This is a genomic window from Paenibacillus sp. FSL k6-2145 (genome assembly GCF_037976585.1).
In the GTDB taxonomy this organism is placed as follows: domain Bacteria; phylum Bacillota; class Bacilli; order Paenibacillales; family Paenibacillaceae; genus Paenibacillus.
The window spans coordinates 2715422-2742303 of record NZ_CP150267.1 but is presented as its reverse complement, the minus strand read 5'-3'; the positions used below and the strand labels follow the sequence as shown (position 1 = coordinate 2742303).

Below are 26882 nucleotides of genomic sequence, written 5' to 3'. Positions count from 1 at the left end.
AGTATACAAAAAGGCCAGCTCTTTAAAAGACTGGTCTTTTTGACATTCGCTTTAGGGATATAAAGTATTTACATTAGGAACTAATTGGGTCTTGCCTGCTGTGACGACAGTTTATCCTGAACCGATTGTAACTTCTGTATACTTGAGGCATCCGGTTTATCACGACGGTCGTCAATCTTGACGGATGTGGAAACACGCTGAGCTCCTGACAAAAACGGTGCTTCATGCAGAGCCGCAATTGCTGTAAAGATCTCGTTAAGCGGTCCCTCAATAATGGTGCTCATGGAAGTTAGCTGATATGTAATGCCCCGTTGATGTTCCAATACCTTTTGCATGTCCGCCACATAACTGCTTAGACTGGTTGTACCCGTTCCGATTGGAATTACAGTCACTTCTGCTATTGCCATTTTGCTCCGCCTCCTCTGGGCCCCGTGAACAACCGCTGCCGCTGATTTTAGTCGATTTTTGACTACTTTTATTCTACCAGTTGAATGCGTTACAATTCAAACTGACGTGAAGACGTCATTCAAATTGTTCAAAAATTTTTTTTGATAAATCTTCAAATCTTCCAGTCCTTTTCCTTTGCGGATTCCTGGCTTAAATGGTATACTCGGAATTACGTTTTACTGGTTCTGCCCACTTTACAAACACAATATGTTGGGTTACAGTATGTTGACAGCTACAAAATGTAGTAACACTAGATTTCTCCGCTTCTAATAGTCACCTTCTGCAATCTCGCGAAAAACAGGATGAAATCACCTCCAAAGGCACGTCCCTGTAGGTGTAAATCGCTTTCTCGAAACAGAGTTGACACGGAGGTTAACGGGGCTGTTTGGACTGCATCCGGTATCCTCAAACTACAGGCACATCTGCATATAGACAAAAGCTTACATAAGCACGCTTTTCTGTCGATATCCTGAACCTCTAAGACAGTAAGGAAGCCAGAGCATCCATGGGCATTTTCAGCCGCGAGGCGGGAGAATGCTTTTTATATGAGCATGTTCTGCATTGTGCTGTTTTGTGCACCTCAAGTTGAGCGATTTAAGACATGAACTTGTCACCGCCGTTTCAGTCCGCAAAACGTAACCTATTTCTTTTTCTCACCGTAAGAAGACACTCAATTCTTTATATAAAGAATTTCTCCAATTTATCTCTTAAACATGCGAAAGCGAGGAATATTCATGCCACAAGTTGTGACCAAGCCGAACAACCGCCAGCTTGCCTTTGATGATATGCGCATCTCGGTATATGCCGACCGTATTCTGGAAGGACTGGACATGCTCGACAAGGAACGTCTGGTACGCGGGGTAAACAGCAAGCTCCGTCGTGATGAAGTTACCGGAGACGAAATCAGCAACGCTTTTATGATGAGCGCACTGGAACTGGTAACCAAAGAGGAGCCTAACTGGAAATTTGCAGCGGCACGCTCCCTGCTCACTTCCCTGTACAAAAAAGCGGCTACCAACCGCAGATACAAGTCTTATCCGGACGAGCCTTATGGCGCATTCCACCCTCTTCTTGTAGATCTCGTGAAAAAAGGCATCTACCGTGAAGAATTGCTGGAATGTTACACCAAAGAACAGATCGACGAACTTGCTGAATGCATTGACTACCGCAACGATCTGCTCTTCGATTACATCGGCTTGCTCACACTGGCAGAACGTTACCTCGCTCACGATTTTGACGGAAAAGTGATGGAGTTGCCTCAAGAGCGTTACATGGTTATCGCGATGTACCTGATGCATCAGGAGCCTGCTGAGAAACGTATGGATCTCGTTAAGGAAGCTTACTGGGCGATGAGCAACATGTATATGACAGCAGCTACACCTACGATGTCCAATGCCGGTAAAAAAGTAGCTGGACAGCTCTCAAGCTGCTTCATTGATACCGTAGACGACTCACTTGAAGGTATCTTCGATTCCAATACAGATGTAGCACGTCTGAGCAAAATGGGCGGCGGCATCGGCGTGTACCTCGGTAAAGTAAGAGCACGTGGATCGGATATCCGTGGGCACAAAAACACAAGTTCTGGTGTAATTCCTTGGATTCGCCAACTGAACAATACAGCGGTCAGCGTAGACCAGCTTGGTACACGTAAAGGTGCCATTGCCGTATATCTGGATGTCTTCCACAAAGACATTCTGGCGTTCCTCGATCTGAAGCTGAACAACGGTGACGAGCGGATGCGTGCACATGACGTATTCCACGGGATCTGTCTGCCTGACTTGTTCATGGAGCGCGTATCTAGCCGCGGCGAATGGAGCTTGTTCTGCCCGCACGAAACAAAGAAAGTGATGGGTTGGAAAGACGAGAACGGTCGTCCACTCGGACTGGAAGATTTCTACGATGAGTCATTTGGTGCAGGTGCGTTCCGTGATAAATACGAAGAAGCAGTTAACCACCCGCTGTTGTCCCGTATCACCGTTCAGGCGATTGATATTATGAAACGTGTGATGAAATCCCAGCTCGAAACAGGTACACCGTACATGTTCTACCGGGATACCGTTAACCGTGCAAACCCGAACCGTGCACATGGTATGGTCTACTCTTCCAACCTTTGTACCGAGATCATGCAGAACCAATCTGCCACTGTGGTAGAAAAAGAAGAACTCGTAACCAAAGATGGACAAACTCGCATCGTGATTTCCAAAGTGCCTGGCGACTTTGTTGTCTGCAACCTGAACTCCATTCACTTGGCACGTGCCGTGCCTCACAATGTATTGGAGCGTCTGGTACCGATTCAGGTACGTATGCTGGACAACGTTATCGACATTAACAACATCGAAGTGCTGCAAGCCCAATACACCAACAGCCAATATCGCGCAGTCGGTCTGGGAACATTCGGACTTCACCATTTGCTTGCCCTCGAAGGCATTCGCTGGGAATCTGATGAAGCGGTAACGTATAACGATAATCTGTACGAAAAAATTAACTACCTGCTTGTGAAAGCCAGCATGGAGCTGTCCAAAGAAAAAGGACATTATCCGAAATTCAAAGGTTCCGATTGGGAAAGTGGTCACTACTTCGACCAACGCGAGTACACGTCAGGTGAGCGCGTAGGCGAGTTCGTAACAACCGAACAGTGGAAAGAACTGCAAACCCAAGTACAGCAAAACGGTGTTCGTAATGCTTGGATGTTCGCCATTGCACCAAACGGTTCCACGTCCATCATTGCCGGCTCTACGGCCAGCATTGACCCGCTCTATGAGCTGTTGTCTTATGAAGAGAAAACAACATACAAGATTGCCAATCCGGCACCTGATCTGTCCGAAAAAACGATCTGGTATTACAAAACGGCATTCATGGTCGATCAACATGCTTCCATCAATATGGCTGCTGCCCGTCAGCGTCACGTCGATCAGGGACAGAGCTTCAACCTGTATGTTCGTCCGGATATCAAAGCAACGGAATTCCTGGAACTGCACTTGCACGCTTGGAGAGCCGGCATGAAATCGACGTATTACGTTCGTAGCCGGGCATTAACCATTGAAGAATGCGATTCTTGCGCAAGCTAAGTTTTATCCGTGATAGAGAAGATTGACTAGATTCACGATGACCACCAGGGCATCCTGTTTTGATTGCAAAATGGCGTTGCCCTGGTTCTTTTTTGCCTAAAACACGATCACAGCATCGCAAGATGTTGATATAGATGATTCCCCAAAGTTCTGTCGGCAGAACATTATGAAATTTCAAGGAGTGAACGGACTATGCAAGTACAGAAAATTTTCAACACCGAAGCCCCTAACCAATCGACCCGTATTATTGAAGGTGAATGCTCGGGTATCCTGAACTGGAACGACATTCGCATGCCTCATATGTACAAATTGTATAAAGTACTGCTGCTCAACCACTGGATCGCAGACGAGATTCCAATGTCCAAAGATGCTTCCCAATTTGCTCAACTGGACGAGGAAGAGCAACGCACATTCAAAATCAACATCTCCCTGCTCGCGGTACTTGATTCCATGCAGACGATGTTTGTTGGTGATGTAAAACGTTACTTTACCGATTCTTCACTCGAAGCGATCTCGGCCATTATCGGACAACAGGAAGTCGTTCATAACCAATCCTACTCCTACGTCCTGTCTTCCATCGTATCTGATCGGGAGCAAAAGGAAATTTTTGAATACTGGAAACATGATCCAGTCCTGCTTGACCGCAACCGTTTCATCGCTGATATCTATCAGAACTTCCGGGACGAGCCGTCTCCACAGACGTTCTTCCAGGCTATGGTAGCCGATCTGGTACTCGAAGGAATTTTCTTCTATAGTACGTTTGCCTTCTTCTACAACCTGGCCCGTGACCAGAAAATGATGGCAACCAGCCAGATGATCTCGTATATCCAGCGGGATGAAAACCAACACTGTTACTTCTTCGCTGAAGTGTACAAACAGTTGCTGGTAGACTTCCCTGAACTGAACACACCTGAGAACATGGACTATGTATACAAAACAATCCATCGTGCTGTTGAGCTTGAAACCAACTGGGCACATTACACACTCAGCAACGTGCGTGGTATTGACCTGAACGAGTTGGAAGATTACATCAAGTACATCGCCAACAAACGTCTGCGTCTGATGGGTATGGAAAAAGCATATGAAGGTGTAGATGTAAACTGCATGCCTTGGATCAAACCATTCTCCGATGAAGCATTGAATGCAACCAAAACCGACTTCTTTGAAGCTAAATCCCGTAACTACGGTAAAGTTGGCGACGATAACGGATTTGACGATTTGTAATAAAGATTCCCCATATCGAATTAAACTGAAAATTATTTACACTGATACTACGATGACAGAACAACTTTCCAATCGCTGTTATCCCCAGATTTTTTTTGATTCCCTTTCTCAAGGGAAAATCCGGTGATAAAGGCGAACGCTTCGCTTTTTCAAGTTCTTTCTGTCCTCTCCGTTGTTGTGTAAATGATTAGTTCGATTCATATCGTTTTAATCACATACACTATAAATAAAAACAACACTCCCTGAACTGTGGCTACTACGCCTAAGTTCAGGGAGTGTTGTTTAATTCGTATGTACAATCTCATATCAGTATTGAACTATTATAATTTAATAGAGATATTTCTTTTCAAGATAATATCTGAAAAATCATTCTCAATAAAACGAAAATTACTTTTCGGTATTTTTAAAGCCAAGACGCTGCCTCCCCAAATGGTGTTTCCAAACTTGTGCATCGGTTTCTTCTTCAGGTGTTAAGTTCAATTTAGTTCCGAGTGTCCGTTCGAATTCCCCTTTGTATTTATCTTCATATAAGGCAATTTGCCCCGTGTGGTAATCCAGGTCACTGACTTCTATTGTGGATTGGTGTTCTTCCTCTTCTTTTTTCCACATAGTCACAATGTCTTTAATCGTCGTTCTCTTACCTGATCCATACACATATGTAGTATCGTCTGGGATGAGATTATGTTTGTTGGACCCGGCTCTTTGAATCCCCATAAAACGGCCTTGATCAATCCAGTTGAAAATCGTCGTAATACTCACTCCAAAAAACACAGATAATTCTTTAGGAGTATAAGAACGTACAACCTCAGTAGAAGGAACACCACTGTCTGTAATTCCTGTCGGTACATCCACTGCTTGACTTAACGCGTGTTTGAGAAGAGTAACATACTTTTCTCTAAAAATATCAGCATCTTCAAAGATAGATTCATCCAGGCTACGAACAAATTCAGCATTATTTTTGACTGCAAGTGCCAGCACTTTGAAAAGTAAAATACTATTATCCGAATTACTCAAGCTCTGAACTAACTCAGAAGCGATCTCATCCGTGTTCTGACTAAATATATTCTTCTCAACTCTTGTGATTCCCATATCCATCTCACCTCACACTCCTAGTATAGGATAGTAAAGTTTAACTTTCAACATATACTTAAATAAAGTTAAACATAACTTAAACTATATAGATTAAACTTAAAGTATACTTAAACAGTATGCTACGAAGAGCTTGATTTATACATTCTCCAACCAACACACACTTATTATATAATGAAAGAGATTCATACCCCTCTACGGAAGTGAGGCCTATTCATGGAAAGAGAACTGCTGGAACAAATCAACTTGTGGCATGAGCAGGACCAATTCAGTCTGATTATTGAACGTATTGAACGTATCCCCGTCTCAGAGCGGGATTATGATCTGATTGGTCAACTCGCCAGAGCCTATAATAATGACGCACGTTACCGCGAAGCCATTAAACAACTGTTGTCTATCGAGGAGCAAGGGGTAAACGACCCGCTCTGGCAATATCGCTTAGGGTACGCGTACTGTTATATCGCCAACTATGAACAAGCACTATTGGCGTTTGAGAGAGCTAACGAACTTCAGCCACATGATGAATCAACCCTTGAATTTCTAAGTCAGATTCGACCTTTCGCCGAGAAGATGCGGCTGGATCGTCAACGCCATGAGGAGAATATCGCAGCTTTAGAGCAGAGCGGTACACAGAATCATCTAAGAGCCGCTTCAGGGACCTATGATCCGGCAAAGTTCTGGGTACAGAGCGATTATGCACTGGACAACCATGTATCAAAACCTTTTGACGAAGAAGAAATTGTATCTATTGAGCAAGAACTAGGTTACAAGCTGCCCGCATCCTATATTCAACTAATGAATACGCAGAACGGCGGTATCCCTGCGCTCACTGTATTTCCCACCAAAGAAGCAACTTCCTGGGCTGAGGATCACATAGCCATTTCAAGCATTATGGGAATCGGACACGATAAAATATACGCACTCTCTGGTGAGATGGGAAGTCGGTTCATGATCGAAGATTGGGGATACCCCGATCTGGGGATTGTGATCTGTGATTGTCCATCCGCTGGTCATGATGTCGTTATGCTGGATTATCGTTTCTGTGGTCCTGAAGGCGAACCCTGTGTAGTCCATGTGGATCAGGAAAATGATTATGAGATTACATATCTTGCGCCGAATTTTGAAGCTTTCATCCGTGGATTGGTCGATGAGGACACGTATGACCTGTCTGACGAAGAGAATGAGGACTAAAATCCAGGAGGGTCCGGCCATATGACAACCCGTATATATTTTGGTTCCAATCAACTGGGCGAAGTGGCCGCAGTTTCATTGCAGGATGCGCTGAATGAGCTTGACCTGGGAACCCTTGAAGATTATCGACGAACGGATAAAGGTGTTATGGGTCAGACACTGCTCATTCGCTCTTCCCGTGGAGAGTATATTCTGAAAGGCAATCCTTTATATGCAGGACAGTTACAGGAAGAAAAGTTCTTTGTAGAACAACTGGCGAAACATACGTCCATTCCTGTCCCTGATCCATATCTATTACATGAAGATACCCATCTGCTAGGCTGGAGTTATGCCATAATGCCACGCCTGCCCGGAAATCACCTGTATGATCCAGCATTCCAGGCTTCACTGTCACAGCAAGATCAGGAAGAGATCGCCTGTATGTTTGCCCATACTTTGGCAGAACTGCACCGCTGGAAGGTTCCTGATGCAGGGGAATATGATCCTGTAGCGCAGCAGATTGTTTCCTTTGCAGGCGATTATCTGGACTGGTTGTACGGAACCATTCGTCACTGGTTACATGATGCTGAACAGTACTCGGTAATTACGGATGAAGATGTTCAGTGGGTGGACGAGCAATTCCAGAATGCTGAACCGGCATTTCGTTCCAAAGCTGTTCCGGGTTTTGTCATGGGAGACTTCAAGGTCGAGAATGTTCTGATTCAAAATCTGGACGACCGTACTTCAGGGTGGCAAATTAGTGGTCTGTTCGATTTTACAACTGCCTATTTCGGAGACGGCACAGCTGACCTAACCAAAATATCCACCAGGTATGTTCGTGAGGGTCAACCAGAACTGGCCGCACAGTTCCTTCGCTGCTACCGGGATCTGGTCTGTGCAGCAGATGAGGAGAAATGCCAACACTTCCGCACACGTCTCAGCATGCATCTGCTCTATCAACGTATCTTGTGGTGGGGGGAAGCCAAAGCGACAGGACAAGTGACGTGGGCAGCCGACCTGCCTTTTGCACAGTGGGCGCAGCAGTCCATTAATTCGATTGTCACATTGCTAGATTAGTAGAATGTATCATTCCATATATGTCGCCCAACATCCTGGCGCACGCATAAAACCGCCAAAGATCATCCTTGATCTTTGGCGGTTTTCCTCATCTCACTATATTTAAGTCAACGATGGAATCTCTCAACTAAGCTTGTGCGACGGGTGACTCCTGATGTTTCTGCAAAAACTCCAGCATCCGGCGGTACACGAGAATCTCGTTTGTTTTTCTGGAGAAGCCATGACCCTCATCATCCAGAACGATGTATTCCACATCAACTCCCTTGGACTGGAGCGCAGCCACAATCTGATCAGATTCGGCCTTCACGACCCTTGGATCATTGGCACCCTGAATGACCAGCATGGGGTTAACCATCTGATCGAGATACGTAATGGGTGAATCCTTCGTTAAACGTTCGCGGTCACGGACCGGGTCACCCAGCCAGTTATCCATCATCGGCTTCCAGTCTTCCGGTACGGATTCCAGGAATGTGAACAGGTTACTTGGCCCAAAAATATCGACCGCAGCCCGGAACAGCTCCGGATGGCGACCTGCCAATAACAGGGTCATATATCCTCCATAACTTCCACCTACCACAAACAACCGCTCTGGCGATGTAATTCCCTGATCAAACAGCCAGTTGATCCCGGAAACACAGTCCAGCCTTGGACCCTCACCCCAATCACGCTCAACCATCTTGACGAATTCCGCACCATATCCGGTACTGCCCCGGAAATTCGGTGCAAAGACATGATAGCCCTGAGCGAGCATCATCTGGAACATCGGCCGAAAAAACTTCGCTTCGGATGCTTGCGGCCCACCATGAGGCCAAAATACGGTGTAGCCATTGGCCTGCTCTGGCTTTGCTTTGAACAAGAGAGCTTCGATCTCCAGTCCGTCGTAGGAGTTATACCGAATAACGTCAGGGTACACGAGATCACTTGGGTCCAGTCCGGTTACCCGATTGGCAGTCAGCGGCTCCCAGGACTCAGAACCTGCGATTTTGCGATAAATGTTATGCGGTTGGATCGCTCCACGTCCGAGGATATATACATTGCCAGCCTTCGTAACGTTCACCTGTTCTATCGTATCCAGCGGCATATCTATGCGCCGAGGCTCATCGGCATTTTTACCCAATACGTACATACGATTCTCCGGCCCTGTAAGTGTCCAGAAATATAAGGTCTCGGAAGCCTGATGCCAGCGGATAAACTCCACATCTTCCCCTTCGATTCTGCACAATATACGGAATTCGCGGGTATCGATACGGTACTCAGCCACATAGGCGTATGCGGAGTCATCATTGGTAATGAACAGAAGACGATTGTCATCTGCAAAAATCAGATCAGATACCTGACTATGACGTTCTGAAGCTGGCAGAATCTCCATTTCTTCATTATTACGATACAGATGCGCCGTCTGATACGTATTGGAGTACATCTTTAAAATAACAAAACTTTTCTCGTCAGGGCTTACAGCAAACAGGCTGCTCGTAACCTCTTCTCCACTGTATAACAGTTCATCTTCCCCTGTCTCCAGATCGATGCGGCGTGAATTCAGATAATTTGGATTACCCGCGCTGGTGACATAATAGAGACGCTGTCCATCCTCGGACAACTCAGAGAAATAACAGCGATCATTTGGTTCTGCCGAAACCACAGGCAGTGGAACGCCACCCTCGGGTGGAAGTGCATACAGATGATAGTTCTCATCTCCATCTCGATCAAATGCGGTAAGAAGATGACGTCCTTGCGGGTCTGCTTTGATAAATTGACTGCTCTGATTCAAGTACGTTAAAGGATACGGGTATCCTCCAGGCAAATCCATCGCCCAAATATTCGGCTGACCGTTCAGATTGCTGTCCATGAACAAACGTTTCTCGTCTGCCGATACGGCAAAATGCGAAATACGGTACGTCTGAAAATATTGCTCAACATCCGGTTTAGGGAACTGAATCATGACAAACCTCCTTGGAATGGAACCAACGAATTTAACATTGGTAAATTAAGGTACCATTTGTCCATATTATAGGTAATGCCAATGTTTAGACAATAGATATGTGAGTTATAATTCCAGATTTTCTCGATTTGTACATGAAACTCACGTATAAAAGGTCATATGAGCTTTGTCTTCGCGATAATAATCCAGCCTTTGCTTCATCGTACCTGTATGCAGTTCGAACAGATGACCATCCGGATCGGTAAAATATACAGATAATGCATCCCGCGGATCTCTTGGCCTTCCGGGAAGAATGTCAGCACCTGCTGCTCGCAGCTGCTGCACAGACGCGTCGAACTCCTCTTCTGTAACGGTAAATGCAATATGGGTATAGGTTCGTTCCGTATAGTTGCGAATAACATCCTCCTGATTCAGGGCAATCCACAGACCGGCAAGCTCAAAATAAGCCAGTTTGCGTCCTTTCACCTGAATTCGGGCACCGAGAGCCTGCTCATAAAAGGTAATGGCCCGCTCCAGATTGGATACGGAAAAGCACAAATGATTAATTCCTTGAATATTCATGTGGCTCCTGACACCTCCATCAATTTAAGGATCTATCCTTATTATGGTATATTCTGTGCAAAAAACAACCGCTCTGCTGCTTCCTCCCGCACCTTCTTCTGGGCGAATGCATAGGTTATCCGTATCAATGAACGTTCGAGGAGGATGTAAAGCGAATGAATCCTGTCTATCCTTTTTATGGTGAGAAAACGGTATGCAAGGAGCAAAAGCTGGCATTTCCACCCCAGCATCAGGACCAGCAACCTGGTCTGGAAACCCTGATGGTGCCTGAACCGATCAGTGAAGATCCTGCCTATATTGGCAGCTGCAAACTCCAAGGTAAAGTTGCCATTATTACGGGTGGGGACAGTGGAATCGGCCGGGCGGCCGCCATCGCTTTTGCCAAGGAAGGTGCGGATATCGTCATTGCTTATCTATATGAACGGACAGATGCCGAAAGGACTCGTGAACGGATCGAAGAGCTGGGACAGCGCTGCCTCTTAATCGAGATTGATCTCCGCCTAAAGAAAAACTGTGAAGCCGTCATTCGCACAACCATGGAAACCTACGGGAAGATCGATATTCTGGTCAACAATCATGGCGTACAGTATGTGCAGCCAAGCATCGTTGATATTACAGAAGAACAGCTGTATCACACCTTTCAGACCAATGTGTTCGCTTATTTCTTTCTGATTCAGGCCGCTCTCCCCCATCTGTGCAGAGGTGCCTCCATTATCAATACGGCTTCCATTACAGCATATAAAGGCAATACCCAACTGATCGACTACTCTTCTACCAAAGGAGCCGTCGTATCGCTGACTCGTGTACTCGCCCAATCACTCGCTGCACAGGGAATCCGTGTGAATTCCGTCGCCCCGGGACCCATCTGGACACCGCTCATCCCTGCCAGTTTCTCCGCTGAGGATGTACAGGTATTTGGAACAGATACACCCATGGGTCGAGCTGGTCAGCCTTACGAACTGGCGGCAGCCTACGTTTATCTCGCTTCCCGCGATTCATCCTACGTCACAGGTGAATGCATTCATGTAAATGGCGGCGATATGGTAACGACTTAGGCTGATGTCAGGTTGGATTTGGCAGGTGTGGCAGGATATCGGGTGTCCAGTTGCGAAGAGGGTTAGGAGTATGATCCGGTTATGCCGGAGCCTGACATCTAGCGACAAGGAGCTGAACAACCTGATGAACTTCGACCCACTCTACCAACCGTACCCCTCTTACCGCGTGCCTGTGTATGCCAAGCAAGGCATGGTCGCCACGTCTCAGCCACTGGCTGCACAAGCCGGTCTGGATGTTTTGAAAAAAGGCGGCAACGCCATTGATGCCGCCATTGCAACTGCGGCAGCACTCACCGTGCTGGAGCCTACGTCTAATGGCATTGGAGGCGATGCTTTTGCCCTCGTCTGGACCGAGGGCAAACTGCATGGCCTGAATGCCAGCGGCCCTGCGCCTCAGGGCATATCCATTGAGGCGCTTCAAGCGGCAGGCTATACGGAGATGCCGAAGCTTGGGGTTGTTCCGGTGACGGTGCCTGGCGCACCGGCGGGTTGGGCTGAGCTGAGCCGCCGTTTTGGGCGGCTCACGCTGGCGGAAGCGCTGAAACCGGCCATCCGCTACGCGGTGGAAGGTTATCCGCTTGCGCCTGGGCTGGCCCGCCACTGGGCAAGGGCAGCCGAGATCTACGCACGCCAGGGTGATGCGGAGGCAGGGCGTGCGTGGTTTGAGACATTTGCTCCAGGCGGGCGTGTTCCCGCAGCTGGAGAGTTGTGGCGCTCGCCGGATCATGCGGCGACTTTGCGGCAGATTGGCGAGAGCGAAGCGCGAGACTTTTACGAAGGAGAACTGGCAGAGCGCATTCATTCCTTTATGGCAGAACACGGTGGTTATCTGACCAAAGATGATCTGGCGGCATTCCAGCCCGAGTGGGTTGATCCCATCTCCGTCTCCTATCGCGGATACGATGTGTGGGAGATTCCGCCGAATGGACAAGGACTGATTGCTCTGGCGGCGCTTAATCTGCTGAAAGGTTACGCATTCGACGAGAAAGAATCCGTTCTGGCGTATCATCAGCAGCTCGAAGCCATGAAACTGGCATTTGCCGACGGGGAAAAATATATTACCGAAGAGCGCAAAATGGGCGTGACGGTGGCAGAATTGCTATCCGAGGCATACGCAGAAGAACGGCGCAAACTCATTGGTGATACCGCACGCGCACCTGAGGCAGGTGATCCACGAGCAAGTGGAACGGTCTATCTGGCTACGGCGGACGGTGAAGGTAACATGGTTTCCTTTATCCAAAGCAATTACATGGGCTTCGGGTCTGGATTAGTTGTTCCAGGGACAGGCATTGCATTGCAGAATCGTGGACACAACTTCTCACTGGACCCGAATCATGCAAATGCCCTGGAGCCGGGCAAACGGACGTATCACACGATCATTCCGGGGTTCCTCACCCGCGGCAGCGAAGCGGTTGGGCCATTCGGTGTCATGGGTGGTTTCATGCAGCCGCAAGGTCATGTACAGGTGGTCATGAATACGATCGATTATCACCTGAACCCACAGGCCGCCTTGGATTCTCCACGCTGGCAGTGGACGAAGGGCAAAACAATTCTCGTGGAACCGGGGTTTCCACAGCACATTGCACAGGCACTCGCCCGCAAAGGACATGATATTCAAGTGGCACTCGATCCATCCCAGTTTGGACGTGGTCAGATCATCTGGCGCAACCCGGACAATGGCGTATTATGCGGGGGTACGGAAACTCGAGCCGACGGCTCGATTGCGGCTTGGTAAAACTCGCTTCATTTTTATAATAGGATGATCACCTTATCATCCGTATAGGGTGCTATTCTATGGCACAAGAGAGATGATTCATGTCACCTCTCTTGTGCCTTTTTGGGACTTTTAACGTCAGTAAACAACTTACTGTAGATATTTATGTACCCTTTTAACCAGAGAAATGTAAAAATAATGTGTAATTCATGAAAAATATTTATTTTTTCGTAATTTTTCACTACATACCATAATTCACAGTGCCTTTCTTACCGATATAGATAAAGGGAAATCCTCACCATACGTGTCATCATGTACACGTCATTCCCTGGAGCTACGGAACCATGCAAAACAGAAAAATGCGACTACAGAAATGAGGGTAACACACATGAAAACAAACAAGAACAGACGCGCAGGTCTAGGTCTCACCCTAATGATGATCCTGACGGTACTGATCCTGGGGGCATGTTCAGCCAATAATACAACAACGGCAACAGACACAAGAACAAAGGTTGGGATCGTGCTTACGGAAGTGGGTCTGGGTGACCGTTCTTTTAATGATGCTGCTTTTGATGGGCTGGTTCAAGCCAGAAATGAGAAAAGCATTGTCTTTGACTATCGTGAACCGGGCGACAATTTAACTGCCGAAGCTGCATTTGAGGAGTTTTCAGAAGCCAAATTCGATCTGATTATCGGCCTAAGTGATACAGTTCAAGCGGATATGGAGAAAGTTGCAGCCAAATATCCTGACCAACAGTTCCTCATGATTGACAGTCAGTCCGAACTGCCTAACATCGCCTCCATTTCATTCCGGGCGGAAGAAGGAAGTTATCTGGCAGGTGTTATTGCCGCTATGGCTTCAAAGGAAGATCATGTCGGCTTCCTTGGTGGAATGGAGATACCGGTCCTTCGTAATTTCGAGCAGGGTTTTAAGCAAGGTGTTCTGGCTGTCAAGCCGGATGCAACCGTTGATGCGGTCTACGCAGGGGACTTCGGTAATGCCGAGCTCGGTGAACAACTGGCTGCACAGATGATTCAGGAAAAGGGCGCTGACGTGATCTATGTGGCTGCCGGTCTCACAGGTGTGGGCGCACTGACGGAGATTCAGAAATTAGGGAAATACGCCATCGGTGTAGATACTGATCAATTCTTTTTGGCGGAAAAAGCCATTCTTACGTCCATGCTGAAAAATGTGGATGTCTCTATCTATAATGCCGTTAACACGTTTATTAAAAACAATCATACTTTCCCTCAAAAGGAAATCGTGGAGGGGCTGGCGGAGAACGCCGTGGGCCTGACCGCACTACATAATATCACGCTCAGTGATGAACAACAGAAAACCTTCGAAGATCTGAAAACACAGATCTCTTCCGGTCAAATTAAAATAACGCTTGATCAATAAACCATCGGATTCGAGGAGGTACGCACATGAAACTACAGGGAAAACTGATACTTAATGCTCTGATCTCGCTACTTCTATGCCTTGCGCTGGTAGCTTATATCATTATGGAATTGCTCGGCATGAATGCTAAAAATCAAAATCTGGTACCTGCCATGCTCAAGGTAAGCGAACTAAATGCCAATCAGATTCAGACCCAGCAGGCGCTGGATGTCTATTCGTTCTCCATGACAGCAGGAAATCAGGACACAGTGCTCCGCTTGCTGGATGAAGGTCAAACGATGATTCAGGAACTTACGGACGGATTACTTGAAACGGATCAGCAGTTGCAGCTTATTCAGTCTATCCAGATGAAACTCACTGCTCTGAGTCAGGGAGCAACCGCGGCCATGACAGAGATGGACGGGGCGGAAGCGAAACGGTATAGCACCCGGGTTCGGGGTATACAGAATGATATCTATTCGTTGGATGAAATAACTCGGGATCGATATGATCAATATACCGTTGATTTGGAGCGTGATATCCAGCAAACGTGGCAAATCGCTCTCGGTGGAGCCATCATATTGCTCGTCGCGGTGATGCTGTTCAATATGTATACTTCACGTCAGATCGCCAAGCGTATTCGTACGCTCAAAGACGCAGCAGGACAAATTGCGGATGGTGACCTTACCGGACAATTACCGGAAGCTCGGGGCAAAGATGAACTCGATGACCTGAGTCGCTCCTTCGGTATCATGACTCATAATATCCGCGGCATTATTCAATCCATTGGTGAAGCAGGTCATCGTGTCGATCGGATGGCGCAAGATATTGACCGCGGTAATGATACAGCCCAAGCGATCGTGCAGCAAGTATCCCGCACCACGGAGGAACTCTCGATTGGCAGTCAAAAGATTGCCGAGGATCTAAGTGAAACGGTGATGGTTGTGGACAAAATGCAGTCTACTTTCAATAACAATTTGGAGGCCACTTCCCAATCGGTGATCGATGGTCGTGAAGTATTAACTACCGTTGAGGAAGGTAATAAGGCTGTAGCGGAGCAACTCCGCCTGGCCGAGGTGAATCGCATGGCGATGTCCGAGGTGGAACAAACGGTGCGGGAACTGGAAGAAAGCGCGGTTCGAATCACTACGATGACGGCATATGTATCGGAGATTGCCAAACAAACGACCATGCTCTCGTTAAATGCCTCTATTGAAGCTGCTCGCGCTGGAGAAGCCGGACGTGGCTTCGCTGTTGTTGCAGGCGAGGTGAACAAACTCGCCGAACAATCTGCACAATCGGTGAAACATATCTACGCGGCTGTGGGCGAGATCACGGCTTCCATGGACAAGGTGAAGAACTCGGTAGCACAGAGCATGCAGTTATTCGGCGAACAGGAACAAGCTACCAGCCAGACTCGTGAATCCTTCTCTGCCATTCGTGAAAGTGTGGAGCGCATTAGTACGGGGATCCACCAGCTTGCGGAGGACATGCAACACTCCAATGAACTCAGTACACAGGTGCAACAGGCCATCGAAAATATCAGTGCCATCACCGAGCAGTCGGCTGCCAGCAGTGAAGAGATTACCGCCTCCACGTCGGAACAACAACGTTCCTTCGCTGATGCAAGTATCAAGGTGAAGTCATTGCGTGATATCAGTGCAGAGATGCATCAGGAACTACTTCGATTCCGACTGTAAGGAGGATGCCGGGAGAATTCGGGACGGACGTAGGCCGGATGTAGTTTAGATGCAGATTAGATGCAGGTTAGATGCAAATTTCAGGCAGATTATAGGCAGGTTAGATCCGAGCCAGGATCAGGCAGCGTGAGCATACAAACAAATAAAGGGGAGCCTCCGTCATGAATCATGACAGGGCTCCCCTTTTCAGTAACTGATCGTTGTCGTTTCATCTAAAAAATTAATTCGTTTCAAAGATATGAAAGTATATAAATTGAACTAAACATATACAAAAAACGGAGAGGGCAGAAAGAACCTGAAGAAGCGGAGCTACAAGCTTTCTGAAAGAAAGCCGCTTCGGAAGCATACGCTATCCCCGGATTTCCCACTTTATAGAAGAAAAAAACTGGGGATATCAGCGATCGGAAGGTTGTTCTGTCACCGGAGTGTCCCAGTGTAAATATTCTTTAGTTCAACTTATATAGATAACAGGGCATCAGCGTTTCATATCCAAACGTTTAACGAACCGTGCAAACCTTATTGGGCCATTAATTGTAGATTATAAAATCTAACAAATCTCAGGCACTCTATTTCCTAAATTAGTCCGGTTTTTCAGGTGTTTTCTCTGAAATACGCAGAAATAACGTGGATGAGATTCGTTAGCTTTTGACCCTCGATGTAAACCGCGGTATAAGGTGAATCAGGTTCGTTAGGGCATTGGGCATTAGGCATTGAGTACTGATCATTGAATAATGGACAATGATCAACGTGCACTCATCTACTTTTGATGCGCTGGTGCGCTGGTTCTTTGGTTCGTTGGATCACTTGAATATTGAAAATGAATCGTCATAGGCGTAGCTCAAAACCGTGAGCTTCTCCCACTGCCCCATCCTCACAGTGCGTCGATGATGTCTCCGGCCAGCAGGGACGACGGGTCACCGCGCAGCAGGGCTGCTCGTTCGGCAGCCTGTCCGTGGAGATATACGCCGAACGTGGCGGCTTGCTCCGCGCTGAGCCCTTGGGCGAGCAGACCGGCGATGATGCCGGTCAATACGTCCCCGGCACCGCCAGTCGCCATGCCGGCGTGCCCGGTGGTGTTGATGTACGCCTCGCCGGATGGCGTTGCGATGACCGTTCGTGCTCCTTTGAGCACAAGGGTCACGCCCTGCTCGCGGGCGTATTTTGCAGCGTGTCCAATGCGGTCACGCTGCACCTCTTGGGTCGACATGCCCAGCAGTCGACCCATTTCGCCAGGGTGCGGCGTCAGGATTGTCGCCGCACTTCGCTGGCCCCAGTCGCGAGGCCCATGTGGGCCAGCGTCTGCCAGCATGTTGAGGGCGTCCGCGTCGATGACGAGCGGACGATCCGTTTGTTGCCACAGACAGCGCAGCCAGTCTGTGTCGCCTTTGAAGCGGCCGAGGCCCGGGCCGGTCGCGAGCACGTCGCGGCTCTCCGCGAGACGCAGCACGACGCCCGCGGAAGCCGCGTTCCATTCGCCGCTGTCGCCATCGGCGGCGGCAGCGAGCATGAGTTCGGGCACGGTGCCGATGACATGCGGCAGCAGTGCCGCGGGCAGCGCCCATGTGGCAAGCCCGCAACCTGCGCGCAGCGCGGCTTTGGCCGAGAGCAGGCCAGCGCCGCTCATCGGCAGACTTCCTGCGGCCAGCAGTACGTGGCCGTAGGTGCCCTTGTGACCGTCCGGTGCCCGGCGGCGGCCTGTATCCACGCGCAGCGCACCGCGCAGCACCTCGTCCGTCAGCAGACGGACCGAGGGGCCATGCTCTGGCGCAAGCCGCGCGGGAATACCGATGGCGCGCACCACAATGCGCCCCGCGGCAGAAGCGCCCGGGTACTGCACCAGCCCGCGCTTAAGCAGCGCGAGACATACGGTCACCCGGGCTTGAATGCAGGGCTTGTGCACCTCTCCGGTGTCGGCGTCCAGCCCGCTTGGCACATCGGCAGACACGACCGGCTTGCCGCTGTCGTTCGCCGCCTCAATCAGCGCCGCGTAAGCCCCCCGCGGCGCTCCCCGCGACCCGGTGCCCAGCAGCGCATCCACGATGCCTGTGCACCGGCTGAAGTCCACGGCTTCGCGCCCGTGGACAAGAGCAGGGATGCCAAGCTGAGCAGCGGCATCCCGTTGCACTGCAGCTTCGCCACGCAGTGCCTCAGGGGCATCGGCGTAGACCAATGTCACGCCAAGCCCTGCTTCAACCAAATGGCGCGCGGCCACCAGCCCATCGCCGCCATTATTGCCCTTGCCGATCAGCATGTACCATTGCTGATCTCCCGGGCGCTCCATCACCAGCGCCGGATCGGCGATGATGTCGCCACCATAACCTTGCCGATCACCGGGCCCGGTGTGTGTCCGCCTCACACCTGTCTTGCTGCTATAGCCAAGCTGCCCTGAATCCACAAGCCGGCCTTCTGCCTGCCCTTCCCGGCACAGCTTGATGACTTCCTCGGCTATGGCGCGGCCTGCATTCTCCATTAGACTAGCTGCCGGAATACCGAGCTGATGAATGGTATGCTCGTCCACAGCTCTCATTTGTTCAGCGGTTACGATAAACAACGTTCATCCCTCCCCGTGACAAGCTCATCTCTTACCTAAAAGCAACAACTTCGCACCTAAACGCTGTGTTCTGTAAGTGTATCACTATATTCCCTTACCTCATCCAGTTACCACAATCCAATCGATACATCATCGGAAACTCTATCGATTCCGTGTACGAGACCTTCAGATTAAATTATCCATTCCAAAGCCTGTCTACGCTTAGTAACCTACTGTAAATCGTGCCTGAATAAACTGCGGATCGTCCAGTTCGTCCACCAAAGCCGCTGCAAAATCGCCAACGGAAATGGAGCTTTCCCCGATATCATCTGTAATCACACGGGTCATACCAACTCGGAACTGGCCAGTCCGACGTCCTGTTGTGATTGTTGCAGCAGGGCTCATGTAGGTCCAGTGAATACCTGACGCTTCAATCAGGTCATATGCTTCTGCATGGGCTTTCGCAAGTGGCTTAACTTCTTCCGGGAATCCCGGCGTATCCATCAGCATCTCTCCGGAATCGGTCAGCAAACTTCCCGCTCCACCAACTACAACCAGACGTCCTGCTTTTGCCCGGCGCACACCCTCGATTAACGAACGTGTCACTTCCAGCATCTCTTCTTCTCCACCAAACTTCGGTCCATATGCACTCACAACCGCTTCCTGACCCGCTGCAAAATCTGCCACCTGATCCGGGTTAAGCAGATCTCCCTGTTGTACACGCAAACGCTCATGCACCATCTCAATTTTGGACGGGTCACGCACCACCGCTGTCACTTCATGCCCACGATCCATCAGCTCCCACAGTATTGTCTTACCAATCGCTCCGGTTGCTCCAAAAATGGCTACTTTCATATAAATTCCCTCTTTTCTGTAGATATCTTCTCATCAACTTACCGTTATTTTAATACTTAATCCTATTGTTATATACCTTAAACGGCTCACGCCATCTTAAACCGGATGAGACATCTTGTAAACGTTAATGTTCATCCGCTTAACCTCTCAAACTATGCACCAGACCACGAACAATACTTCCCCAACTGCTTTCCTTTCCATATCATTACCTTAAACATCGCCAAAAAAGCCGTATTTGCGGCTTCAACATCACGTATTTTTCTACGTGGATACTCTACTATAGGTTAGAAAATCAACAGCCTTCTGCGCCCAGATTCGCTCCGAATAAGCTTCATGCGCCATATCCTCGATATGAAGCTCAATCCTGCCTACAGCACCAGACATTTGTTTGTTTTTCACGATGTCCAGATATAACCTCTCCGTCTGTTCTACGGGACACAGTTGATCAGCCTGACCGTGAATGAGTTGAATATTCACCTCACTGAGTCCGGATATATAAGCCGTTGGGCTTCTATCCCGCAGGGCAGAATGATCATGCAAAAGCTCACCGATTTCAGTTTCCAAGAATGATCTCAGCTTCGCTCCTCCGCCTGCGTACAGTCCTTCCAGATCCGTAAACGGTGCACAGGCAACCACAGTACTCCATAACGCCGGACCTTTACCTGCTACCAGCAATGCCAGATAAGCCCCATAGCTTACTCCATAGAGAGATACGTGTGAATAGGAAGATAACATCTGCTTCCGCATGAACTGGATGACATCTGCATCCACGCCGCCCCAATCGTTCTGAATGCGCATCCTGTAATCCGTGCCGAACCCTGAACTACCGGGATAGTTCAGCCCGATAACCCGCACTCCTGCCTGATATAATCCGCTAATGACCGGACTAAAGCTGTCAAACAGGCAATTATGAGGTCCGCCATGAAGATAGATGACCACGTGTTCTGCGCCCTCCGGGTGTATGTCCATGTACGGAATCATCTCATGTCCATAACGAACCCATCCATAGATTACATCGGGTTCCTCGTCAGGATGCTTGCCAATTCTCTCATCTCGCTCAACCGGGAAACGGGTAATCGTACGCGTTTGTTCCGAAAACCGGTATATCCCCGGCACCGGAGGACTTACGATAGATTCATATTTTCCAATCAAGCCCTGCCTGTCCCTGCTGAGCACAGCCTGTGTCAAGATTCCCGGATAATCATACAGCTCATACCTCTTCTCTCTGTCCAATGTATATTGAACATATTGCCACCTGCCGCAGGTTATCCCTTCGCAGAGGACTAGCTGTTGATGTAGATCGAGTTGCATTCTGATCATTTCAGAGAAGGGTTGGCTATCCGTTGAACATTCATGCACCCGATCCTCTCCCTGCCTGATCCATCCCGGCTGGAAGCCATCTTCCACAGGAATAGAAACGGCTATCAGATCCCCCTGCTTATCCATCACAGGGTAGGCATACTCCGTGTAGGGTATTTCGGATGAAGGAAGGATATCTTTGGAATATGAGTACACTCTTCCGAATCCACCAACGTTTACACCAACCTCTCGTGTTGATGCAGACCAGAATACAAATTGCGGGTTGTCCAGATCAGGAGTAACCCATCGCGCCTCATCCTTCTCGGGATCGTAAAGACCTATACGGACAGCTCCTGAACGTCTAATGGAAAATAGCAGAATTAACTGCCCCTCTTGCCAAGCGGCCTGCATCACAGGAAATGGAAACTTCACAAATAGGCTCTGAACCAGAATTGCTTGCTTCTCATTCTCGTATATATGAAGCCATTTCCCCGACTTGTCCTGTGTGATCACCAGAACACGGTTCCTGCCCATAAACTGAATATGATGCGTGTGCTGATCTGACTCTGTCCCATGTTCAGAAAGGCTCTGACGGCTATCCATGCGGCCTGTATCATCAAGACTGCACCATTCGCATGTATTGTCATCATAGCCTAAGAGCATACTCGTTCGTTCCTTGTTCACACTCATTCGTGTCAGGAATGGATAGCCCAACCGGATTTCCTCCTCTCATTCCAGCACTTTAACTGCTCCCATCCCTCCAATTGCGATTCCAGTTTATCAATATACTGGTCCTGCGTGTATGCATCTAGGGGAGTAACGGTCCCCAGTCTGCCTAATGTTTCCCGAATCAATCTGATCTGTGGCAGACTGGCAACCGGCAGCCCCATCATCAATAGACGGTACACTCGGGATGCCCGTTCCTCTAACCCTTGAGTAATCAGCGCACCAGCGATTTCCACCGCACGGCCAAGCAGTTTGGAATGGATAGTGTTTGTCTTCATACGTAACAACTGAATCAACAGTTCATATTCCTGCTCCTGCTCACCCAGCTGTTGATGTAATACCATTTTTAATTGCAGTACATGCCCCAGCCAATCTACATACGCATCAACACATAACTTCTCCGCAGCCAGCAACGTCTTACCTGCCTCTGCATAGAGACCCGCCCGGAGCTGCAAGCCCGCAATGTTTAGTAACGTCTGAATCTGAAAAACTCGCTTATCGGGTCCATCAGAAAGCTGGCGTATACGCTGGCCAGCCTGTTGCTCCAGCATAATTGCGCGTTCTACATTGCCCTCCTGCATCTCAATTAATGCCTCACCATTATCAAGCGCAGCCCATTTCCCAGTACGATACGTTTCAGTTAGTTCTTCATGGGCAATGATTTCCCGAGCTTTCGAATAACAGTGTCGTGCTTCGGTATACTGCTTCCCGTTTTTGGTCAACAGCTGACCCAACTCAAACCAGAGTACTGCCTGCTGTGTCGCCGACAACCGTTGAAATAAAGAATTATGGTCGAAAAAATGAAAACAGGACCTGTAGCGGGCCGGATCAGCCGATTTGGACAACAAAACCCAGGCCAGCCTATTGTAGAGCGCCAACGCTGCCTCTTTTTCCTTTCCATTATCCTTGCTTACCATTTGTAGCTGTTCTTCCAACAAACGTCGGGTCTGATCGGGCGTATCCCTGACAATAGATACCGGAAGTTTGGGTATATCCTCAGGAATATTCGCCATGGTTGGATATCGATGAAAAAAAAGCACTACACTTACTCCCCTTAGTTTCTGTCGATACAGGATATAGTGGATGGCTCCCAGATCCGCAGGGTGAAGGTAGGAAGATACTTCAACCAGAACCCATTTCCTATTACCAGGCGTCCACCCTGATCTTTGGAATCTCAATAACGCATTTTTACATGCCACAAGATCATCTATTGGCTGAAATGGATTTAGTTGATAGATCAGCGGGAGAGTAGCATACGGATCACCAACCGCAATTTGTATAACCTTATCCTGCCAATGCGTTCTCAGTTTGTGAATTTCATGCTTCACCACATCTGATGTCCCTTCAACAACAAACAATCCAGGTTCATGACTCACACGAAACCATTTACTTCTCAGATCATGATAATCCGTACTTTCCAGTGAGACAGGCATCATGAAAGTTCACTCTCTTTCGTGATTCGGCATACGTGTATAAGTTCAGGCACCTGTTGTAAATTCAGCGCCGTCATCAATTGATAACTGCCCCGGTTGTTTGCATCAAGTGAAGCTTTAATTCGCTGATCCGGATCTGAACTGCACCGATGGAGACCATATGCAGCAAGCCATCGGGCCCATCCTTGACGTTTCGCTTCTGGTATTGTGAATATATGAGCAAGGAGTACACTCCCAAACTCATCGCTTAACAGGCAGCCCCCAATCTTACTTCCCTCCAGTTCCACAAGCCCGGAACCTTTCAGCAACTTGCCATATACCCCTTGATAAATATCTCCGATAGCTTGACGAGCAGCTTCCCAACCTGGACAGGTAGGATCACTGGCCTGGAGCAAGTGTGCAAGGGAATCCGCCTGCCCCTCCGCAGACATCCAAACCGCGTCTTCATTAGGCATAGCCGGCACGGGAACGTCTTTCAACTTGCTGAAAAATCGATACCGATGGGCAAGAACATCCGCCCGGTATCCAAGCTTCTCCCACGGAAATGAGGCAGGAGCAGTTGCATATAGAGAGGACCATGTGATTTTATCCAAAACGGATGACATCCGATCTCCCCAATAAGGATTGGAATGTGCTTCACTCCATAAATCCAATGTGTACTGCCCCTCACCCTGATCAATCATCATGAACGAAGATAGGGTATCCTCATTTCCAGGTTCAACTGCATAATAGCGATCACCCGTCTTCCCCGATTCTTGCTGGCATTGCGGCAAGATGTCAGATATGGATGTTAGCATCATACGCTTTCCCCTCCCTCTTATAGTCGAAACCTGAATAAACCAGTGGTTCGGATGCAACAGACGGATAAAACCGGCGTAGCAGGAATGTATAGATCCCCATATAACCGGTCATATAATCCGGGGAGAAGGACTCCATGTCCTCCAGAGGCCACATCCATATGTCTTCCTGTGGATCACTTCGCAATACATACAAGCTCTGTGTATACTCAGCTAGTTTGGTTTCATATCTGCCTGGGAACTTGCGGTTAGCCAAGAGCAGAAAATCTCCATTGCCTGCAATTCCGTGACACTGCCCAAAAGAAGCAAATACCGTTGCCTGTGCCACTGCATCCGCTGCTTGAAGTCCAAGTCTGGTACAGAGGGGATCTTGCAAAATATCAGCCGCTGCCATCAAAAATCGCCCAATACCCGCCGATCCATTACACCAATGTACCCAGAGTGTATCCGGTTTTTCGGGGGATGCAGGCCACAGACTCACGCCATTCTGTCCTCCATGACTCGTACGATCAAGTGTATCTACAATTCGCTTCACAGCAGAATAGTACGCTTCCTTTCCTGTACGCTCCGCCAAGGCAAGCAGATAATATCCGATACCTGCGATGCCATGAGAAAATCCAAGGGAATAATGGCCTTTTTTGTCCGATTTATCTTTCACTTTCCACAAACTCAATGATTCATCTGTCTGCTCTTCTTGTTCCAAAATATAAACACCCAGTGCCTCTGCTCTTGCCAGAAGTTCAGGACGGCCACCAATACGGTATATCTCAAGCAGCATCAATCCCAACCCCGCTGCTCCATGACTAATATTGGTCTGTACCGGCTCATGCCGGGTGATTTCCAATGCCAGATCCTCTGCACGTCGAAGCAACGATGGATCATTTATTCGTTCAGCCGTCTCTGCCATTGCCCAGGGAACAGCGCCATATCCAAAGTATAATGCTACAGGTGTCTCATCTGGAACGTAAGGGTAATTCGTCAAAATCCATTCCAATACTTCACGTGCATATTGATGGTATTGTCTGTTTTGTGTAATCTGACCAAGCTGATTAAAACCAAAGATCATCCCTGTCCAGCCAAAGTTGAAATTCGCCGGATGAAACATCTTGCTCATGCTGTTTTCCGGGAACAGTTGCAAGGGGCTATTAAAATCAAGAGAAGTATACAATGTGTTTACCATACGCTCGGCCTGACGGAGTACTTCTTCTGGCTCCATATTGCATTCATTTTTCTCTATTACATCCATGCTTCCTCCTGAATTGACCTCTTGCTGCTCCAGCAATGCAACCAGTATTTCACGAATTTCTGATAACTCCACATATCCGCCAGACATGATCTCGATGCCCAGACTTCCCAAGCCACGAAGCTGTGTAATACTCTGATGATTCAGATAAGCCTGTGCAGCTTCCAGATGGGATTGCCGATATTTCAGATAGGGGTCGATGGATGAAGCCATGTAATAGAAGACACCTCCCAGTGCATACAGATCATCCGCATAACTGGATCGCCTGCTGTGCTCACGTCCCCGTGGTACATAGCCTGGAGTATGACCAGTCAATGGATCAGCCTGACTCTCATCACTTCTGACATAAGCCAGTTCAAGATCAATCAGGCGTACACTTCCGTCCGTCAGTACAACAATATTGTTGGGCGTCAGATCATTGATCACAATTCCTTTATCGTGACATTGCTGCACCATATTGAGAATATTTATACCCATCCGATGCATATCCGCCCGGTTGTAATCTGCGGCTACATGTCTGCGATGGATATATTCACGCAAGCTGATGCTTTCAAAATACTCCAGGATCAGATAGCGGTTATTTTCAGTACTAAACAGATCAAGCGGCCTTGGGGTAACCCCCGTATCCTTCATCAGATCAAGCACGCGATATTCATTGTCCAAATAGTTATGAGCAGAGCGACCACCACCGTCTACACGCATGCGGTAAACCGCTTCTTTCATGACAGCCTGTTCATAGGATGTACCAGAGATGAGAAATACTCCTCCCTTGCCGGACTTCTTGAGAACACGTCTCACACGAATATTTCGTATACCAAACTCATTGTTATTGGAATCGGAGTGACGAGAAGCAGCCTGGTTCTTCTCCATGGCTTGAATCCGCAGTAACTCCTCAGGTTCATTCACCCACTCCGGTTTATACCTGCCAGGTGTTCTTCGATCCTCCTCCAGCATGCCTTCTGGATTCTGGATGGCATACACTTTTGCACCCGAGTACCGGTCATGGTAGAAACGATCAGTGAATGCACCATAACGATAAAATACACACTGGCTACCTAGGTATGCCCGATCTGTCGGAATAGCCGGTCCTTTCAGATCGCTTGTACATGAATGCATTAGCTCAAGTAACTTCAAGAATTGCTCTTCGTCTCGTGCATAGATGGTGACACACTTCCCAGTCTGAGGGAGAGGTATGGAACCGTTAGATGTTTCAATCAGTTTCAGACCGCTGCTCACTACTTTCCATTGCACATCATTTTCTGTGAGAACAGGTGCAATGCGTCGCAGCAATTCAGCTCCTTCCACAGGGATAACAGACAGATGAATTTTCCAGCCCTGTGCGGGAAGCCTTAATTCTTCCGGTCTAAAACAAATCCAATGGCCGTCATTCGACCATTGGATGGATTGGGGAAGTTCCCGGATTATATGTTCCAAAGCGTTCTCAAAGGCGTCCTTCTTGGGGGTTACGCTTGCGAATTTCAATGAGAATCACTCCTTTTTGAATAAAGTAAGAGGGGGAGGTACAATTATTTTAGTAATGCGCGAAAATCAAAGACTTATCTTTCAAATGATTC

At 48.4% G+C, this 26882-nt stretch carries 18 protein-coding genes; 8 read left to right on the top strand and 10 right to left on the bottom strand.

Annotated elements, in window-relative coordinates:
- Nucleotides 1–80: 80 nt before the first annotated feature.
- Entirely contained in the window at nucleotides 81–407 is a 327-nt protein-coding gene (locus tag NZ043_RS12225; RefSeq protein WP_133386885.1) for an MTH1187 family thiamine-binding protein, read from the bottom strand.
- 774 nt (nucleotides 408–1181) lie between these two features.
- Between NZ043_RS12225 and NZ043_RS12220 the strand changes: the two genes are divergently transcribed.
- Together NZ043_RS12220 and NZ043_RS12215 are read left to right on the top strand one after the other, a co-directional pair.
- Entirely contained in the window at nucleotides 1182–3515 is a 2334-nt protein-coding gene (locus NZ043_RS12220; RefSeq protein WP_133386886.1) for a ribonucleoside-diphosphate reductase subunit alpha, read from the top strand.
- Between the two features lie 192 nt (nucleotides 3516–3707).
- Entirely contained in the window at nucleotides 3708–4739 is a 1032-nt protein-coding gene (locus NZ043_RS12215; RefSeq protein ID WP_062837278.1) for a ribonucleotide-diphosphate reductase subunit beta, read from the top strand.
- Nucleotides 4740–5126: 387 nt separating this feature from the next.
- Here the strand turns inward: NZ043_RS12215 and NZ043_RS12210 are convergent, their stop codons facing one another.
- A complete protein-coding gene (locus tag NZ043_RS12210) occupies nucleotides 5127–5834 on the bottom strand; it encodes a helix-turn-helix domain-containing protein (protein WP_133386887.1) in 708 nt (235 codons plus the stop codon).
- 210 nt (nucleotides 5835–6044) lie between these two features.
- Between NZ043_RS12210 and NZ043_RS12205 the strand changes: the two genes are divergently transcribed.
- Together NZ043_RS12205 and NZ043_RS12200 are read left to right on the top strand one after the other, a co-directional pair.
- Nucleotides 6045–7019 carry an SMI1/KNR4 family protein gene (locus NZ043_RS12205; protein ID WP_339311976.1) on the top strand — a complete coding sequence of 325 codons (975 nt, stop codon included), beginning with the start codon at nucleotides 6045–6047 and terminating at the stop codon, nucleotides 7017–7019.
- Between the two features lie 21 nt (nucleotides 7020–7040).
- On the top strand, nucleotides 7041–8075 hold the full coding sequence (locus tag NZ043_RS12200; RefSeq protein WP_249913025.1) for an aminoglycoside phosphotransferase family protein: 1035 nt from the start codon (nucleotides 7041–7043) through the stop codon (nucleotides 8073–8075).
- 127 nt (nucleotides 8076–8202) lie between these two features.
- Here NZ043_RS12200 and NZ043_RS12195 read toward each other — a convergent pair whose 3' ends face one another.
- Nucleotides 8203–10014, bottom strand: a complete 1812-nt coding sequence (locus tag NZ043_RS12195; protein ID WP_339311974.1) for a S9 family peptidase — start codon at nucleotides 10012–10014, stop codon at nucleotides 8203–8205.
- 141 nt (nucleotides 10015–10155) lie between these two features.
- A complete protein-coding gene (gene fosB, locus NZ043_RS12190; protein ID WP_091038258.1) occupies nucleotides 10156–10575 on the bottom strand; it encodes a metallothiol transferase FosB in 420 nt (139 codons plus the stop codon).
- 155 nt (nucleotides 10576–10730) lie between these two features.
- Between fosB and NZ043_RS12185 the strand changes: the two genes are divergently transcribed.
- The 4 genes from NZ043_RS12185 to NZ043_RS12170 all read left to right on the top strand — a co-directional run bounded on the left by NZ043_RS12185 (nucleotide 10731) and on the right by NZ043_RS12170 (nucleotide 16425).
- Nucleotides 10731–11630 (top strand): glucose 1-dehydrogenase, encoded by a 900-nt coding sequence (locus tag NZ043_RS12185; protein ID WP_036607429.1) that lies wholly within the window; start codon nucleotides 10731–10733, stop codon nucleotides 11628–11630.
- A gap of 124 nt (nucleotides 11631–11754) precedes the next feature.
- Nucleotides 11755–13365: a gamma-glutamyltransferase family protein gene (locus tag NZ043_RS12180; RefSeq protein WP_339312731.1), complete on the top strand. Its 1611-nt coding sequence runs from the start codon at nucleotides 11755–11757 to the stop codon at nucleotides 13363–13365.
- Between the two features lie 367 nt (nucleotides 13366–13732).
- A complete protein-coding gene (locus tag NZ043_RS12175) occupies nucleotides 13733–14746 on the top strand; it encodes a BMP family ABC transporter substrate-binding protein (RefSeq protein ID WP_339311971.1) in 1014 nt (337 codons plus the stop codon).
- A gap of 26 nt (nucleotides 14747–14772) precedes the next feature.
- The gene (locus NZ043_RS12170; RefSeq protein WP_339311969.1) at nucleotides 14773–16425 is read left to right on the top strand and encodes a methyl-accepting chemotaxis protein; all 1653 of its coding nucleotides are present in this window, start codon (nucleotides 14773–14775) and stop codon (nucleotides 16423–16425) included.
- Nucleotides 16426–17296: 871 nt separating this feature from the next.
- On the opposite strand, the gene NZ043_RS12165 is transcribed toward NZ043_RS12170, so the two are convergent.
- From NZ043_RS12165 to NZ043_RS12140, 6 genes are all read right to left on the bottom strand, one after another.
- Nucleotides 17297–18976 (bottom strand): NAD(P)H-hydrate dehydratase, encoded by a 1680-nt coding sequence (locus tag NZ043_RS12165; RefSeq protein ID WP_339311968.1) that lies wholly within the window; start codon nucleotides 18974–18976, stop codon nucleotides 17297–17299.
- A 201-nt stretch (nucleotides 18977–19177) separates the two neighbouring features.
- A complete protein-coding gene (locus tag NZ043_RS12160; protein ID WP_249913020.1) occupies nucleotides 19178–19810 on the bottom strand; it encodes an NAD(P)H-binding protein in 633 nt (210 codons plus the stop codon).
- 261 nt (nucleotides 19811–20071) lie between these two features.
- A complete protein-coding gene (locus NZ043_RS12155; RefSeq protein ID WP_339311965.1) occupies nucleotides 20072–21823 on the bottom strand; it encodes a prolyl oligopeptidase family serine peptidase in 1752 nt (583 codons plus the stop codon).
- Nucleotides 21805–23271 carry a hypothetical protein gene (locus tag NZ043_RS12150; protein ID WP_339311963.1) on the bottom strand — a complete coding sequence of 489 codons (1467 nt, stop codon included), beginning with the start codon at nucleotides 23269–23271 and terminating at the stop codon, nucleotides 21805–21807. The genes NZ043_RS12155 and NZ043_RS12150 overlap by 19 nt, the downstream gene beginning before the upstream one ends.
- On the bottom strand, nucleotides 23268–24068 hold the full coding sequence (locus NZ043_RS12145; RefSeq protein WP_339311961.1) for a hypothetical protein: 801 nt from the start codon (nucleotides 24066–24068) through the stop codon (nucleotides 23268–23270). The genes NZ043_RS12150 and NZ043_RS12145 overlap by 4 nt, the downstream gene beginning before the upstream one ends.
- Nucleotides 24046–26790 carry a lanthionine synthetase LanC family protein gene (locus NZ043_RS12140; protein ID WP_339311960.1) on the bottom strand — a complete coding sequence of 915 codons (2745 nt, stop codon included), beginning with the start codon at nucleotides 26788–26790 and terminating at the stop codon, nucleotides 24046–24048. The genes NZ043_RS12145 and NZ043_RS12140 overlap by 23 nt, the downstream gene beginning before the upstream one ends.
- Nucleotides 26791–26882: the final 92 nt, after the last annotated feature.

Coding starts and splice junctions, on each gene's coding strand:
- NZ043_RS12220 (WP_133386886.1), top strand. CDS start 1,182: ATGCCACAAGTTGTGACCAAGCCGAACAACCGCCAGCTTGCCTTTGAT.
- NZ043_RS12175 (WP_339311971.1), top strand. CDS start 13,733: ATGAAAACAAACAAGAACAGACGCGCAGGTCTAGGTCTCACCCTAATG.
- NZ043_RS12215 (WP_062837278.1), top strand. CDS start 3,708: ATGCAAGTACAGAAAATTTTCAACACCGAAGCCCCTAACCAATCGACC.
- NZ043_RS12185 (WP_036607429.1), top strand. CDS start 10,731: ATGAATCCTGTCTATCCTTTTTATGGTGAGAAAACGGTATGCAAGGAG.
- NZ043_RS12145 (WP_339311961.1), bottom strand. CDS start 24,068: ATGATGCTAACATCCATATCTGACATCTTGCCGCAATGCCAGCAAGAA.
- fosB (WP_091038258.1), bottom strand. CDS start 10,575: ATGAATATTCAAGGAATTAATCATTTGTGCTTTTCCGTATCCAATCTG.
- NZ043_RS12205 (WP_339311976.1), top strand. CDS start 6,045: ATGGAAAGAGAACTGCTGGAACAAATCAACTTGTGGCATGAGCAGGAC.
- NZ043_RS12180 (WP_339312731.1), top strand. CDS start 11,755: ATGAACTTCGACCCACTCTACCAACCGTACCCCTCTTACCGCGTGCCT.
- NZ043_RS12200 (WP_249913025.1), top strand. CDS start 7,041: ATGACAACCCGTATATATTTTGGTTCCAATCAACTGGGCGAAGTGGCC.
- NZ043_RS12170 (WP_339311969.1), top strand. CDS start 14,773: ATGAAACTACAGGGAAAACTGATACTTAATGCTCTGATCTCGCTACTT.
- NZ043_RS12160 (WP_249913020.1), bottom strand. CDS start 19,810: ATGAAAGTAGCCATTTTTGGAGCAACCGGAGCGATTGGTAAGACAATA.
- NZ043_RS12195 (WP_339311974.1), bottom strand. CDS start 10,014: ATGATTCAGTTCCCTAAACCGGATGTTGAGCAATATTTTCAGACGTAC.
- NZ043_RS12150 (WP_339311963.1), bottom strand. CDS start 23,271: ATGATGCCTGTCTCACTGGAAAGTACGGATTATCATGATCTGAGAAGT.
- NZ043_RS12225 (WP_133386885.1), bottom strand. CDS start 407: ATGGCAATAGCAGAAGTGACTGTAATTCCAATCGGAACGGGTACAACC.
- NZ043_RS12210 (WP_133386887.1), bottom strand. CDS start 5,834: ATGGATATGGGAATCACAAGAGTTGAGAAGAATATATTTAGTCAGAAC.